Origin of the sequence: Sporosarcina ureae (assembly GCF_002109325.1) — a bacterium.
Classification (GTDB): domain Bacteria; phylum Bacillota; class Bacilli; order Bacillales_A; family Planococcaceae; genus Sporosarcina; species Sporosarcina ureae_C.
In genome coordinates this window covers 1252839-1268289 of the sequence record NZ_CP015348.1, presented here as the reverse complement: position 1 = coordinate 1268289, position 15451 = coordinate 1252839, and the positions used below count along the sequence as shown (strand labels likewise).

Annotated in this window: 16 protein-coding genes; 13 read left to right on the top strand and 3 right to left on the bottom strand. The window is 35.6% G+C overall.

Features of this window, described 5'->3' with window-relative positions:
• Nucleotides 1-8: 8 nt before the first annotated feature.
• Both cydS and rlmD read left to right on the top strand, forming a co-directional pair.
• Nucleotides 9-143: a cytochrome bd oxidase small subunit CydS family protein gene (gene cydS / locus SporoP32a_RS17335; RefSeq protein WP_255396873.1), complete on the top strand. Its 135-nt coding sequence runs from the start codon at nt 9-11 to the stop codon at nt 141-143.
• Between the two features lie 66 nt (nt 144-209).
• A complete protein-coding gene (gene rlmD, locus SporoP32a_RS06385) occupies nt 210-1577 on the top strand; it encodes a 23S rRNA (uracil(1939)-C(5))-methyltransferase RlmD (RefSeq protein ID WP_085427139.1) in 1368 nt (455 codons plus the stop codon).
• On the opposite strand, the gene SporoP32a_RS06380 is transcribed toward rlmD, so the two are convergent.
• Complete coding sequence (locus SporoP32a_RS06380) at nt 1538-1858, bottom strand: hypothetical protein (protein WP_085427138.1); 321 nt, start codon at nt 1856-1858, stop codon at nt 1538-1540. The two genes, rlmD and SporoP32a_RS06380, sit on opposite strands and share 40 nt — an antisense overlap.
• Before the next feature lie 398 nt (nt 1859-2256).
• On the opposite strand from SporoP32a_RS06380, the gene SporoP32a_RS06375 reads away from it, so the two are divergent.
• The 5 genes from SporoP32a_RS06375 to SporoP32a_RS06355 all read left to right on the top strand — a co-directional run bounded on the left by SporoP32a_RS06375 (nt 2257) and on the right by SporoP32a_RS06355 (nt 11980).
• Nucleotides 2257-6294 (top strand): alpha/beta hydrolase, encoded by a 4038-nt coding sequence (locus SporoP32a_RS06375; RefSeq protein ID WP_085427137.1) that lies wholly within the window; start codon nt 2257-2259, stop codon nt 6292-6294.
• A gap of 377 nt (nt 6295-6671) precedes the next feature.
• Nucleotides 6672-8234, top strand: coding sequence for an RNA-dependent RNA polymerase family protein (locus SporoP32a_RS06370; RefSeq protein WP_085427136.1), 1563 nt, complete (start codon nt 6672-6674; stop codon nt 8232-8234).
• Between the two features lie 604 nt (nt 8235-8838).
• The gene (locus SporoP32a_RS06365; protein ID WP_420542313.1) at nt 8839-10038 is read left to right on the top strand and encodes an amino acid deaminase/aldolase; all 1200 of its coding nucleotides are present in this window, start codon (nt 8839-8841) and stop codon (nt 10036-10038) included.
• Entirely contained in the window at nt 10038-11366 is a 1329-nt protein-coding gene (locus tag SporoP32a_RS06360) for a D-arabinono-1,4-lactone oxidase (protein WP_085429005.1), read from the top strand. Before SporoP32a_RS06365 ends, SporoP32a_RS06360 begins: the two co-directional genes overlap by 1 nt.
• Before the next feature lie 299 nt (nt 11367-11665).
• Nucleotides 11666-11980 carry a hypothetical protein gene (locus SporoP32a_RS06355; RefSeq protein ID WP_085427134.1) on the top strand — a complete coding sequence of 105 codons (315 nt, stop codon included), beginning with the start codon at nt 11666-11668 and terminating at the stop codon, nt 11978-11980.
• Between the two features lie 99 nt (nt 11981-12079).
• Here the strand turns inward: SporoP32a_RS06355 and SporoP32a_RS06350 are convergent, their stop codons facing one another.
• A complete protein-coding gene (locus tag SporoP32a_RS06350) occupies nt 12080-12634 on the bottom strand; it encodes a cupin domain-containing protein (protein ID WP_198166235.1) in 555 nt (184 codons plus the stop codon).
• A gap of 283 nt (nt 12635-12917) precedes the next feature.
• Between SporoP32a_RS06350 and SporoP32a_RS17330 the strand changes: the two genes are divergently transcribed.
• The 6 genes from SporoP32a_RS17330 to SporoP32a_RS06345 all read left to right on the top strand — a co-directional run bounded on the left by SporoP32a_RS17330 (nt 12918) and on the right by SporoP32a_RS06345 (nt 15180).
• Complete coding sequence (locus SporoP32a_RS17330) at nt 12918-13040, top strand: hypothetical protein (RefSeq protein ID WP_255406951.1); 123 nt, start codon at nt 12918-12920, stop codon at nt 13038-13040.
• 71 nt (nt 13041-13111) lie between these two features.
• Nucleotides 13112-13234, top strand: a complete 123-nt coding sequence (locus SporoP32a_RS17325; RefSeq protein ID WP_255396875.1) for a hypothetical protein — start codon at nt 13112-13114, stop codon at nt 13232-13234.
• 358 nt (nt 13235-13592) lie between these two features.
• Nucleotides 13593-13715 carry a hypothetical protein gene (locus SporoP32a_RS17320; protein ID WP_255396876.1) on the top strand — a complete coding sequence of 41 codons (123 nt, stop codon included), beginning with the start codon at nt 13593-13595 and terminating at the stop codon, nt 13713-13715.
• 54 nt (nt 13716-13769) lie between these two features.
• On the top strand, nt 13770-13892 hold the full coding sequence (locus tag SporoP32a_RS17315) for a hypothetical protein (protein WP_255396877.1): 123 nt from the start codon (nt 13770-13772) through the stop codon (nt 13890-13892).
• A gap of 54 nt (nt 13893-13946) precedes the next feature.
• On the top strand, nt 13947-14069 hold the full coding sequence (locus SporoP32a_RS17310; protein WP_257788347.1) for a hypothetical protein: 123 nt from the start codon (nt 13947-13949) through the stop codon (nt 14067-14069).
• Between the two features lie 151 nt (nt 14070-14220).
• Nucleotides 14221-15180 carry a bile acid:sodium symporter family protein gene (locus SporoP32a_RS06345; RefSeq protein WP_085427132.1) on the top strand — a complete coding sequence of 320 codons (960 nt, stop codon included), beginning with the start codon at nt 14221-14223 and terminating at the stop codon, nt 15178-15180.
• 45 nt (nt 15181-15225) lie between these two features.
• On the opposite strand, the gene SporoP32a_RS17015 is transcribed toward SporoP32a_RS06345, so the two are convergent.
• On the bottom strand, nt 15226-15402 hold the full coding sequence (locus tag SporoP32a_RS17015) for a hypothetical protein (protein WP_198166234.1): 177 nt from the start codon (nt 15400-15402) through the stop codon (nt 15226-15228).
• Between the last annotated feature and the right edge of the window lie 49 nt (nt 15403-15451).

Genomic DNA, 15451 nt, shown 5'->3' with positions numbered 1-15451 from the left:
GCATTAAGATGAATGAATTTTTGATTTTCTATGCACCTTTTTTAGTCATCATCGCAGGTATCGTACTATCGTTTTTTGTGGTTTTGAAAGACGATGCAGTGACAAAGAATGAGTATAAAAACAGTAAAAAAACAGACGTATGATTACGTCTGTTTTTTTCTTGGCTTCCCATGGTACACTAGAAGTATCTGAAAGATGGAGGAAAAATCATGAGCTTTGCAGTAAATAAAAATGAAAAAATTCGAGTGACTATAGAAGATCTAACACATGATGGAGCGGGCGTAGCGAAAGTAGAGGGCTATCCTTTATTCATTCAAGGAACATTACCCGGGGAAACAGTCGATGTACATGTATTGAAGACATTGAAGAAATATGGATTCGCCAAATTAATCAATATTGTGGAACCATCCACTTCCCGTGTGACACCACCTTGTCATGTATTCCCGACATGCGGAGGATGCCAGTTACAGCATTTATCCTACGAGAGCCAGTTGATACAAAAACGCAAAACAGTACGTGATGTAATGGACCGCATTGCTAAGCTGCCAGACGTACCAGTACATGAAGTGAAAGGTATGGATGATCCATGGCGCTACCGTAATAAATCACAAATACCATTTGACACAGAGAATGATCGAGTAATCACAGGCTTTTATAAAGCGCGTACTCATCATATCGTGGATACGGATGTATGCTTGATACAGACGGAAGAAGCCGATGAATTGATGACTTTGCTGAAATATAAACTACAGCAACTTGGTATCGAGACATATGATGAACATATACACAAAGGCATGCTACGTCATCTAATCGTTAGAAAAGCACGCCAGACGGGTCAAGTAATGGTTGTACTTGTAACTCGACATAAAAAATTCCCGCAAAAAGACGCGGTAGTCGAATTAATTCAGCAACATTTACCGAATGTGACATCTATTATGCAAAATGTCAATACAGCGAATACGAACGTCATTATGGGCAATGAAATGATCCAGCTATATGGTACGGATGTCATTATTGATCGGATTGGAGAAACTGAATTTGAGATTTCAGCACGTTCTTTCTACCAAATAAATCCTGTACAAACAGAAGTGTTGTATCAACAGGCACTTGATTATGCGAACTTGACTGGAAATGAAACAGTAGTAGATGCGTATTGTGGGATCGGAACGATTACATTGTTCTTGGCTAAACAAGCAAAGGAAGTATACGGAGTCGAAATAGTGCCACAGGCGATAGAAGATGCAAAGCGTAACGCAGAACTAAACCATATTACTAACGCTCATTTTGAAGCGGGGCCAGCAGAAGAAATCATCCCCAAATGGTACGCGCAAGGTAAAGAGTTTGATGTATTAGTCGTCGATCCGCCACGTAAAGGATGCGATGAAAAATTATTAGAAACTATCTTAGCTTATAAACCGAAGAAGATTGTGTATGTATCTTGTAATCCAGGAACATTGGCGCGGGATTTACGCATTCTAGAAGATGGTGGCTATCGCACGAAGGAAGTCCAACCGGTTGATATGTTCCCGCATAGTAGTCATGTCGAGTGCTGTGCGTGGCTAGAATTTAGTAAATAAAAAGCAGAGGTGTCCGAGAATCTGTAATGGATTCTTGGACTTCCGTCTGCTTTTATTTCTATTTTCTCTACGAAACGATGAAGTAATTCAGGGCTTAGTTTGTCAAAGTTCAATGTTCCCAAAAGTTCGGAGTTGAGTTGTTCAAGAATCTGGATGTCTGAGTGCTGTTGGGAATCATCATTTAGTGATGCGATTTCTAGTTCGAGTAACTTTTCTTTATCATTATATGTCTCGATGTATTCGTCGTAGTCTTCACGACTAATTTTCTCTTCAGCAAACATCTCAAAAGCACTTCTTTTAAACGCCTAATTTATTTCATTATAAAATCTCGATAGAAAGTTTAGGGAAAATAGATAGTAATTATTTCGAAAGTATGGTAAAAGAAGAAACCAGTGTAGACTTAAATGAGTTGCTAATTATTATATATAAAGAAATGCATAAAATAGAAGCGTTAATTGTAGAAATAATATATTGATAGTCTAGATTATAGTCATCACAAAGGAGACGCTTCAGGAAAAACTGTAAATAATGAATTTAGGGATTCAATTTTTAACTAGATTTTATTTCGTGTAAGAATCAAACTTAATATTGATGGAATCAGGGAGTTGGGAATATTGGTCTCAGTAAATTGGTCGAAAAAAGATGTTGATTTTGAATTTGTAGCGAAGGCGGTGAAATCTTGATTTTTTCTAAGAAGAATATTAGTGATAGCACCCCTAAACGTGAAGGGTTATTAGAAGTTCGGAAGTTAGGAAAAGCAGCTGCAATTATTTTTGTTCATGGTTTGCAAGGTGACCCTTATAGGACATGGACAAAAAAAGGTTGTAATTCACTCCCCCATTTGTTTGTGGAAGATGAGACGTATGATCATTTTGATATTTTTAGCTTTGGATATAATACTGGTTTTATTTTAAAGAGACATCATTTTAAGGAGATATCCAATCTTTTATACACTGAGGTAAACGCGAATCTTTGTGATTATAAGTTGTTGTATTTTATTACACATAGTATGGGTGGAATTGTAGTTCAAAGTATGTTAACGGAGCAAGTTGAACATAGGAACAAGGGTTTTCTGGAAGCGGTTTGTGGAATTGTGTACTTAGCAGTCCCATTTCTAGGTTCAACTATTGCTTCTGCTGCTTCTGCTTCATATACGCTTATGCCTCCTATAATTGGAGAAAGGTTAGTATCTCTCCAGGTCCGATCATTAAAGGTGTTTGATAAGGATCTTGCAAAGGTATCTGAGAAATGGGTACGCTATAGAGATTATGAACTAAAGCATCTTAAAGAGTTAAATTTGTATGGCCAGTTTGATAAGTCAGTTGCAGTTCCTTCTGCCTGTCCACCTTATATTAAGAATTCCTTTGCAGTAGCAGAAGGACACATTAGTATATGTAAAGTGGATAGAGAAAGTACTGTTTATAAAAAAATTTCAAACTTCTATAGGGGAAAAGATCTAGTAACAAGTACTAATACCGTGAATGATACACAAACAGAAGAAAGCGAGTATCTTCAATGGTTAAAGCTTCGTACAGCCAAGTTTATTGTTCCAGGTGTTAATGTTCCGCTCTCCATTGAGCATGCTTGGGCGAGTTTGAGTGTAATAGATGAACCAACTGATGTCGTCAACGATTCCTTGGAGAAAGAGATTTCTAAATATCATGAGTGGGAAAGACTTTCCCATCGCAATCGAAAAAAGAACGCTCAAGAGATCACCGAGTTAGGTCAAAGAGTTATTCTTATTGGCGGACCAGGGGCGGGGAAAAGTACACTTGATATGCGAACAGTGTATAGATTGACGATTAAAGGCGAAAAGGTTTTGTATGTCCGTCTACCCTATGTAGCCAAGGAGATGGAACTGGGGAAATCATTTGAGGAAGCTTTATGGTCTGTTGCCTTAGATGGTTATGCTGGGGATAAAGGGTTACTAAAGTCGGAGTTAGGCGATATTAATATTCTTGTCGCGGATGGTTTGGATGAATGTGAACCAAACCGAAGAAGAGTAAGTCAATCATTATATGAATGGTCAATTGCTAGAAAAGATACACGAGTGGTTGTTACAACTCGTCCTGTTGGATATGAGTCAGTCCAATTTAAATCATTTCACCATGTTGAGATTTTACCATTGGATGAAGAGGAAATAAATGCGTATTCTTTTAAACTAATACAAACATTAAATGATGATAAGAAGAAAGTAGAAGAATTGCATTCTAGTTTCAAACACCAATTAGAAAACAACAAAATGGCTAATTTAGCGGCTAGAAGCCCGTTATTATTAAACTTTTTAATTCAGTTATTAGTTTCGGGAAAAACCTTTGGAAAGTACCGAGCTGAATTATATAGTAAAATCCTTGAGGAATGGATTATACAGTCAGATAGGGGTAAAGGGAAACAACTTAGTGATCAGATAGCAATTCGTTCTATTGAATGGATTGGCTGGATACTTCAAAATGTGCTTGATGGCAAGAAGGGGAGATCTAAGCAAGAAATGTTGCAGAAGCTATCCTTTTTTATTGAGAATGAGCTTGGCGTTAGGACTTTAAAAGCTAGAGAAATAGCTACTGAATGTTTAGAGTTTTGGGTAGACATTGGCGTATTAGAGCATCTTAAGTTTGGGTATGAAAATGGATATACTTTTATCCACTTAACCTTTGGTGAGTATGCAGCTGGGAAATATATTTCTAGTTTGCCAGAAGAGATACAGAAGGACCTACTTTTAGAAAAATTGCATATTCCAATATGGCGTGAGACACTTCTTTTAGCTGGTGGGGCAGGGAGTGTTTGTCACTTCGTTGATACTATCTTGAGAACTACGACCGGAAAGTATGACTTGTATAGTGATATAGCATTCGCAGCTGCAATTTTAGCAGAAGCCGAATCTCTTCCGGACTTAAATAAAAAGGTAGCTAAAAAAGCAATTGATTCTATTAGTTCACCTATTTCCGTGTTATGTTATGAAGCTGGGGAAGCGTTAGAAGGTATTGCCCAACAGGAGTCCGATTGGATGTTTTCCCTTGTGGAATCTCTTTTACAACATGACCAGAACTGGACGAAACTTGTAGCATTTAAACTAGCATTTATGACAAGCAGGTTTACAATTAATTTAGATACAGTCTTATCATTAATAGATATAAAGCCGAAGGGATCAATTGACCTTCAAGGTTTTAAAGCTGCAACTGGTTGGGTGGTTTGGAATAAAGTTATGGAACTGAGCATGGAACAACTATTGAAAAGTGGGGCCTTGGATGAAAAAGAGTTAGTAGGAGTAGTAGAGGCATTAGGAGCAGCAGGCCTTAGTGCGAGCTTTCATATTGAGTTTATAGAAATGCTCCAAGATAAAGGGAGAACCGACTTAATAGAGATATTGGAGCGTAGATTTGAAAGCAATCTCGATAAATTTGATTATCGAAAAGTTTCATTAAAAATGCTAAAGGGACAGAAGGCATTTCTTGAATCAGTTCTACGACAAAATTCAAATAAACAGGAATGGGCTCTTAGTGAGGAAAAGCCTTTAATTGAAATTAGTAAACTTTATAATAATATGAAGATAGGAGAAGCTCCTATTTACGATTTAAACCCACTGGTAGATGGAATACAGCTCTCTGTTGTTGATGAAGTTATAAAAGGCATGATGCTTGTACATGAAATAGTAAAAGAGGATATCTATATTGAGGCCCAGTGGGTATTGAGTGATACAAAAAATAGTAGATCATTACTTTCAAGTCTTCCAGATATTTTAGAACATGAGCCTAATTGGGGAAAAGCAGAATCCATTTTGAATCTGGAATTATTATTTCAATCATTAAGTTATCCTTCTCGAACTATTGCTAACAGTGGTTCCCTTTTATTGGTAAATTGCTTTAGAAATGCAGAAATAATGGATGAGTTTAATGAGGCATTTATGAAAGCGAAAGGAAAGAGCTTATTCTACTATTCTGTCACTGCTGAATTTATATTAAAGGAGAATGCCCTTAATGCAATTCTTGAACGCCTGAAGGGAGAGTGGACGAAAGGGCTTCGATATTTATATAGCTCTTTACCTAATTATCATCATGCAAAAAACAATGAATTGATATGCGAAGCTTTACTGAATGGTATTAACGACTGGGACCCAATTATAGTTAAGAGTGCAGCTGAATCAATGTTGAAAATGGGTGGGGATTATGACGGAGAAGAGATATTCAAAATTGCAACATTTTGGGATGAAAATGGCGTTTTGTGCGGTAGTCATGGGGGAAGGGTTGTTGGATCCAACTGTCCAGAATGCCGTGTGGTTCCTAATAGTCCTTTACCGGAGCTAATTGTATTATTGAAAAAAAATGAATCTCTTTCCTTTGAAAATAGGAAGTATTTTTCCAATCATTCCCGCTCAGACGTACAAAAAGCTGGCTTTGAAGTGTTAGCATATTTTCTCTCCGCCAATTTAAAAGAAATTAAGAAATTGGTTCAAGAGATTAAGACTGGAAGCGAGCCATCCATATTACTAGAGGCTATATTCAGTATAGGTCATTCCATACTAAAACCAATTTCAGCAGAATTACTTTCCTTAATTGAGAGCGATAGTTTAGATGTAAGAAGAAGATTACTAAAGGAACTTTCTAATAGCCAATGGGTAGATCAAAAGGACGCTTTTCAAATTGTTGAAAAGGCGTTAAATGATGAGAACTCGAGCGTTCGCAATCAAGCAGTTATTACATATCGAAGCTTAGGACTATGAAAATTAACTTTCAATAGGTAATGAGGCTAAATGGTGAATTTGCTCCTGATACGAAAGTTACCAGCGTACAGGAACTTTTAGGTTCAATGACTTTATCAAAACGTTGTGAAAGTTGGGCTGATTGATTCTGAATTATAGGTAATCAGTTTTTTAAAGAATTTCATGCATAAGAAATCTAGATGAATACATGCAGATCTCATTATTTGTCTACCGTCATCACCTCTCACGCGTGGTGGCGGTTCCTTTGATAGAGTTGAAGTAGTGATGGGTACCTGTGTAAGAAACAATCATGCTTGTTTAAGCCTTCATGAAGGCATTTCACATAGGTACCTGTATTTAAAAGATAAGAAACAGATCTTAGGGAGGTAAATGATTAAATGAAAATAAATAATTTCTACAACTTTAAAAACCCTATTAGACATTTCTTGAACATAAATAATGTTACTTTTCCAACTAATATTGAAGATATAAAAATAAAAGATTTATCTTGGACTGAGCCGATAAATTTCCGAGTGAGAAAGGAAGATAATAAATATAGAACATTAAAGATGCCAAATATCTTAAATTTCTTTTGTGCATATCATACATTCAAGGATTCAAGTAACTTTTTAGACATACACAATATTGATCCTCGAAAAAGATTAGTGCCGAATTTAGATACTGGCGATTTTGTAACTGGTGTATATGATGAACAATTAGAAAGAGACTTTCAAATGTTGAGTACATATGACAATTTACTTAAATTGGATATTAAAAGTTACTATGATAGAATTTACACACATGATTTAATATTTGAAAATAGTGTAGATGAAAGCTTTTTGACTAATTTAAATATGGGGAATACAAATGGTTTAATAATGGGTAATTATATATCGTTATATTTTGCCGAAAAGTATTTGAAAAGAATAAGTGAAGAAATTCAAGAAAGATTAAGGGTAGATCAAATTGATTGTTATTTTTCTTATTTCTCAGATGACTTTTACTTTTTCTGTAATAAAAATGATAAAGGAAACATAATAAAAATATTTGATCTTGTATTGGAAAAATATAATTTTGAGAGAAACGAAGGAAAAATAGAGGTATGGACTTATTTAAGGTATAATGACTATCATTTATCTGAGAAGTATTGGAAGAAGATAATTTCAGATTGTAAAAGTAGATACCAAGAAGATAGAGAAAATAATAAAATTTATTTTACTAATCAATTAATATATCGGATGTCAAATCTTAAAGATCCGAAGCTCCAAAAGACGTTTTTGAATACATTTTTTAAATCAACTTATTTCCAACAACTCGATCTTAATAAGTATAAAGTTGAAACATTTAATTTTCACCAGTTATGTTATATATTTAGATTTTCACCCGAAACTATGTTGTATTCTATAAATCATTTTAAAGATGTGGATCAATTTTTGGGAGTAGAATTTAAAAAGTTTTTAGAAGTAAGATACAATGAGGCATTGTCTGAGCCATTTAATGAGGAGCAATTATATTATTATTATGCGATTAAATTATTGGGATTTGATTATTTATTGGCAGAAACAGTTAATATGGTTGTTGAAAGCAATAATCAGTTACTGGTGTCATACTATTTAAAAGATAATCTATTTAATGCAGAACATATATTAAAATTGAAATCAAAAATGGATGAACGTTACTGGTTTCAAAACTATCATTTAATATTATATAGTGACTTAATAAATGATTTGGAAGACAGCGTTAGTAATTACTTAATACCAACGTATGCTGGAAAAGACAGACAGAAAAATAGTTATATGAATTTTTATAAAAGCAATATAGAGTTAGGCATTCCTCTTCTCAAAGAAATTGAATCTATAAGTGTTAACATTAATGACTATATGGATTCATTAATAAGTGAACGACTTGAAGTTTTTGGAGAAATAGATGGAGAAGAGTATATTATTGAAAGTAATGAATAATGATTTTGGAGTTGCTATATTTAAGGTGTTAGATTCTATATCGACTTTTGAAAAGATGTAAAAAATAACGAAAAATTATTTAATAGGAATACTCATTTTGATGATTGATGCGATTATTAAAGTTAGGTGAATACACGCACATCTCATTATTTGTCTACCGTCAGCACTCCTCACATGTCGAGTGCGTGGCGTTGATAGAGCTGAAATAAGTTGGTAGTAATGATATTTGGAGATTTTACTTAAACAGGAAGTATATTGTATGTTCCCTCGGACGAATGTTCGAGGGATTTTTGACGTACTGGAACCGAGTTTATTTAACACAAATATAGTTACTTTTTTAACAGAATGGAACCTATGTCAATAAAATTTATTGCCTTTATAATTTCATCTTTTAATAAAAAGTAGACGTTAAAAAATCTGATGAAAACACTATTAACTATATTGCTCATCATTCATTTTTTTCTTCGTTAAAGGACGACTTAGGGCGGTGCTTGCGAAGTCTTTTTAATTGTACTAAAGGAAAATCGATCTACTTGTCAAATAAATCACAATAGAAAGTTATTTACGTGGTATGGTATTAATATTATACTAAAAGAATAGAATGATGAGTAATGAAAGAGAGGTGAAGTATATGCATTCAAACAAAATTCCAGAAGAAATTTCACTTCCAGCTTTGCTGTTGGATCTGCCTGCTTTTGAGGAGAACTGTAGACAAATTGCAAGTTATGGTAATGGAAAAAAGATAAGGATCGCTACAAAATCTATTCGTTCTGTAGAGGTTATTAAGAAAATTTTAAATTCCAGTTCTGTGTTCCAAGGGGTAATGTGCTACAGCCCAGAGGAAGCCGTTTTTCTTGTTGAAAAAGGATTGGACGATATTTTAATAGCATATCCTTGCTGGGACAAAAAAGCCTTATCTGATATTTCAATTCTAAACTCTAAAGGGAAAAATATTATTTGTATGGTAGATGCAGCTGAGCATGTTGACCATCTCAATCATATTGCTAAGGAAACAAAGGGGAGTTTTTATCTTTGTATTGATGTTGACATGAGCACAACCTTTTTTAATCTTCATTTTGGTGTAAGAAGATCGCCACTGAAAGATTCTACAGCAGTATTAGAGCTTGCTAGAAAAATTAAACAATTTCAGAACCTAGAGCTCATTGGAATAATGGGCTATGAAGCTCAAATTGCAGGGGTAGGAGATAAAGTCCCTTCTCAACGGTTGAAAAATAGTGTTATAGAATTTTTGAAAAAGAAATCAATTAAGGAAGTAGAAGAGCGAAGAAACAAAGTAGTTCATGCACTAAGACAAGAGGGATTTTCACTGCCATTAGTTAATGGAGGCGGTACTGGAAGTCTCGATTCAACGACTAAAGAAGATGTTGTTACAGAGGTTGCAGTAGGGTCTGGTTTTTATTCACCAAAGCTATTTGATTATTATAATGGCTTTTTATACAAGCCGGCATTGTTTTACGCTTTACCTATTGTTCGGAAACCTGCGCCCAATATATACACCTGTCACGGTGGAGGATATGTATCATCGGGTCCACCCGGTAAGGATAAGGAACCGCAGCCAGTATATCCGGTAGGCGGGAAGTTGCTTGATTTAGAAGGAGCGGGCGAGGTTCAAACACCGGTACATTATGAAAATGCAACTCTGGAAATTGGAGATGCCGTTATTTTTCGCGCTGCAAAAGCGGGAGAAGTTTGTGAACGCTTTCAAGAGATTGTATGTATATCTGACCAACAAATAGTTGGGCGGCATAAAACATATCGGGGAGAGGGAGTATGTTTTATATGATGAAAAAGGATGAGAGAAAGACATGGAAGAATTGGGCACATACAAGTGAAAGTACTCCTGAGAATATATTTTACCCCACCTCAATTGAAGATATTTGCAAGCTCGTAAAAGAAGCCTCAAAACAAAATAAGAGAATAAGAGTAGTAGGTGCTGGACATTCATTTACAAGTTTAGTTCAGACCAGTGAGTGGCTAGTTTCTCTTGATCAGTTAAGCGGGATCGAGTCCATAAATGAAGAGGAATGTTACGCCACAGTACTTGGTGGGACCCGTTTGTTTCAAATAGGTGAAGAATTAGGTAAGCTAGGGTATGCGCAGGAGAATTTAGGGGATGTGAATGTACAAAGCATAGCAGGGGCTATTTCTACAGGCACTCATGGCACAGGGGTAGCATTTGGAAATATTTCAACCCAAGTAGTAGAGGTTGTATTAGTAACTGGGGCGGGTGAAATTCTAACAATCTCAGAAGAAAGCAACCCTACATATTTTAAGGCGTGTCTTGTATCACTGGGGCTCCTTGGCATTATCGTAAAAGTCACCATAAAAATTATTCCCTGTCCAATCTACGAATACAAGAGTCGGAAAATTGAATTTAGTCAACTGGCACAGCAACTTGAACAACTCATAAAGTCGAACCGCCATTTTGAATTTTATTTGTTTCCATATTCAGATCTTGTTCAAGTGAAGACAATGAATATCATTGAACAAAAACCTCAGAGAATGGCACTTCATCATTTTAAAAATCTATTACTAGAAAACTATTTGTTCTTTATCTTCTCAGAAACATGTAGAATATATCCAAAGAGTAGTCGGTTTTTCAGCAGAATGTCTGCAAAAGGAGTGGGCACCTCGACTAAAAGAGCTAATAGTTATCAATTATTTGCAACGCCAAGATTAGTTCGATTTAGGGAGATGGAATACTGCATACCACTAGAAAATTTAAAGCCTGCCATGGAGAAAGTTCGAGAGTGTATCGTAACAAAAAAGCACGAAGTTCATTTTCCTATCGAATGTAGGACAGTGAAGGCAGATGATATATGGATAAGCCCCTCCTATCAGAGAGACTCTGCCTATATCGCTTTCCATATGTACAAAGGAATGCCCTACGAAGAATACTTTCATGATATGGAATCAATTATGCAAGAATTTGACGGCAGACCCCATTGGGCGAAAATGCATACTCGAACAAAGGAAGATTTGTTAACACTTTATCCTAAGCTATCAGATTTCCTTGCGGTTAGAGAGAAGCTCGATCCTGAGAGGATATTTATAAATCATTATTTGAATGAATTGTTTAAGGTTGAAAAGGCCAGTCACCAGCCAATTTAAATTGTTTAGTTCGATAAAACACTATTGATGTAATGAGAAGATATCGGCCTTCTGTTAGCATGGAATATATCTAACGGATGTATATTTCAACTTCCCTCTGGCGAATAGTCCGAGGGGATTTTTGCGTACAAGGGAATCTTACTATTGCGTATAAATGATACCTGAATCCTTATGTTTTGCAGATCTGTTGCTGAATTTGAAGAATTAAAGAAACAACGAATGTAGAAATATCGTAATAATCGACTTCATGTTACAATTACTGAATTAGTAAATCTTATAGTAGAAGGGAGGATACTCAAATGGCATTAGGCGTATTGGGGATCATATATATAATTTTAGTAGTCATCGCAATAGGAATTCAAACCGTATTATATAAAAGTAAATCCAATAACAGTATCATTATAATTAATATGTTATTTGGCCTGCTTTTATCCTACCTAGCATTTACAGCTTTTCCTACAGATTTTGCCATGCAGAGAGCACTAGCTACCGCAATGGGCATTGTAGCTATATTGGCAGTTGTAATAAAGTTCAGAACTGAAGAGCTTGTGTTATTAAGTAAAATTGCCCTCTCAATTTCTATCGTAGTTAGCTTAGCGTTATTATTGTTATAAGAAATTTTATACTATGAATAGTAATGAAAGAGACAAGACGCCATGTAAATAGGTGTCTTGTCTTTTTCACTTTTTCTACCGTAGTAAAGTTACTTTTGATTATTTCATATCTGTACTGTGAGTTGTATGTGTGGACTCCATTTCCTCCGCAATAGCTTTCGTTTCATGTACCGTACCGTGCGGATGATTTGGCGGTGCATAAATAGTATATAATTTGATGGGTACAGTACCTGTGTTCGTTAAATTATGCCAAGTTCCAGCTGGAATAATAATACTATCATCATCCTGAACGTGCCTCTCCAAATCTACTTGATCCTTTCTACGCCCCATCTGAACAATTCCATGCCCCTCCTCGAGTCGAATAAATTGATCGACGTGGGGATGGATTTCCAAACCAATATCCTCTCCAGGCGCAATACTCATGAGTGTGAGTTGCAAATGGTCACCCGTCCATAATACAGTGCGGAATGTTTGGTTTCTTTTTGTGGCCTCTTCTATATTAATCGTGAAGGGCATAGGACCAAAATCTGTTGGATTACGGTGTGTTAGTACAGGTGGGATATCAGCTTGATTCAATTGCCGTAAAGGGAACGTATGGAAACAAGGAAATACATATAGTGGCTGATACCAACATGTAAATATGAAATTTGGCATAGGTTGATTGATTGAACTCATCCTTTCTTTACGTTTTCATCATAGTATATGTCTTAAAATTCTATTTGTGTTCAATAGAAATAGTAGTGAGCAGCTAAACCTGTAATGACTAATATTCACAAAGTAGTCATATGTAAGCGGTTCAACTTTGTATGATTTGTGAAAACCTTCACAATGTGACCAAAACGCATACTAAAGATAGTATACTAAGGTTAATAAGAAAAGTTGGTCATAGATTCTCGCCTTGTGAATCTAAATACAACCAAAAAGGAGACTGAACAATATGTGGGTTATCACATTGTTCGAAACAGAAAAAGTACGGATCTTTGAATACGCAGAGAAAGCAGAAGCTACGACTGCCATGGAGAAGCTCAATGAGTACGCTGTTTTATCCTATACAAAATAAAAATCACTGAACATACGCATAGTTAATATTAATGAATGATAAAAAGCGAAATTAAAGGGAGACTGACAAACATGTGGGTAATTACATTATTTGATCAAGCGAACGTACGAATATTTGAATATACTGAGAAGATAGAAGCCATGAATGCAATGAAGAATTTCAGTAAATATGCTGTTCTTTCTTACACAAAATAAGTAGTTATTACTTTGACCGTAGCGTAACTCGCTGCGGTTTTTTACATATAAATTGAATTAAAGCATATCTGATTAAGGGTGTCAGTTCGTATCCACTGTCGAAGGATGTAATTTCATGTTGATGAAAAAATAAAATTAATTATAAAAAATATGCATAAAATGAATAATAGTAATAAGAAAACGTTTGCAGTCACAAGTATGACATATGTAAGCGTTTTGATTTTGAATGAATTGTGAAATGCTTCACATACCGCTTTCTTTTGTTGTAGAACAGAGTATGATAAGAGTAACAAAAGAAATTGGTTAGCCAATTCCTCTTCGGAAAAAAGCAGCCAAACAAAAAGGGAGACTACACAATATGTGGGTTATCACATTGTTTGATGAAGCAAACGTAAGGATCTTTGAATACGCTGAAAAAGCAGAAGCGAAAAGTGCAATGAAAAACTTTAGCAAATACGCAGTACTAACATACACATACTAAGTATCAATTTTTAACAATAGAATACCAATACGAATTAAAAGGAGACTGACAAACATGTGGGTAATTACATTATTTGGTCAAGAAAACGTACGGATTTTTGAATATGCTGAGAAGGCAGAAGCAACTGATGCCATGAAAAACTTCAGCAAATACGCAGTTCTTTCATACACGTACTAAACTTCAGATTTTATGGCAAGAATAACCATACAGATTAAAAGGAGACTGGAAAACATGTGGGTAATTACATTATTTGGTCAAGAAAACGTACGGATTTTTGAATACGCTGAGAAAGCAGAAGCAACTGACGCAATGAAGAACTTCAGTAATTACGCAGTTCTTTCATACACAAAATAAATTCAAAACAACATCCCGTAGCGATTCAGCGCTACGGGTTTTTTATGCATGTATTTTGTTCATTAGGGAAGAGTATTTACTCTCAGGCAAACGACTATGCTAGAATACGACTATATCAACACTGATGTCGGGCTTTAAAGAAGGGAATTGTATGTTAAGTGATTTGAATACATTTTTACAACGATGGATCGCCATTTTAACACCACTCAGCTTAGTAGTGGGTGTACTGTTTCATCAAGTAGGAGAACAGCTGTTATTTATCGTCACGTGGTTGTTTGCATTCATGACATTCGTGGGTAGTCTAGGTATGAATGTGAAAGAAGTGCGTATGGTAGGCAAGCATCCAGGAGTTGTGTTAATGAGCATCGCATTTTTGCATATGATCATGCCTGCTTGGGCTTACTTTTTATCTACCATCTTTTTTGATGATCATTTACTTACAGTCGGCTTCGTATTGGCAGTTGCTATACCTACAGGTGTTACAAGTGTAATCTGGGTAACCATTTCAAAAGGGAATTTACCATTATGTTTGTCCATTATTTTAATTGATACGCTATTAGCACCCATCGTCTTACCAACGATTATTCACATTGTCGTTGGAGAACGTATCACAATCGATAATATGTCATTGATTTTAAATTTACTATGGATGATTGTATTACCTACGATAGTAGGTATTGCGTTAAATGAATTATCGAAAGGCAACGTCCAAAAAAAATGGGGACCTCGCTTAGCACCGTTTTCTAAATTGAGTCTGTTTGCGATTGTTGCGATTAATGGTAGTGCGGTAGCACCTTATGTACAGAAGATTACGCTAGAACTTGTTGGTATTATTGCTATGGTACTTTTCATTGCGCTAACCGGCTATGCCTCAGCGTTATTGCTGGCACATTTACTTTGGAGGGATCCTGTCATTGTCACGACATTCATGTTTGTTGGCGGAATGCGTAATATCGCAACAGGTGTAGTTATCGCCACGACGTTCTTCCCAGCTAAAGTGGCAATGCCAGTCGTTTTCGGTATGCTATTCCAGCAAGTACTTGCCTCTTTATACAATAAAGTGGGAGACTGGTATGGAAGACGTCATAGTAGGCTAAATGAAATAGGGTAAAATAAAACAACTGCTGTATTCTGTTTTCAGAATACAGCAGTTGTTTTATTTTTTCTTCTTATTTCTTGGCCTAGATCCAAACTCTGCAGAAAACTCTTCTGGTGAGTGGCCTTCTGGATGTTGATTATTACTATTGCTAGCTTCTTTGTTTTTGTTTTCATACGTACTCAGCGGATTGTGCGTCCGTTCATTCATCGTTTTCTTACTATTTTTATTCGACATATTCGTCCACCTCCTATCGACTAGGATGAACAAAAGTCGAGGTTTTATG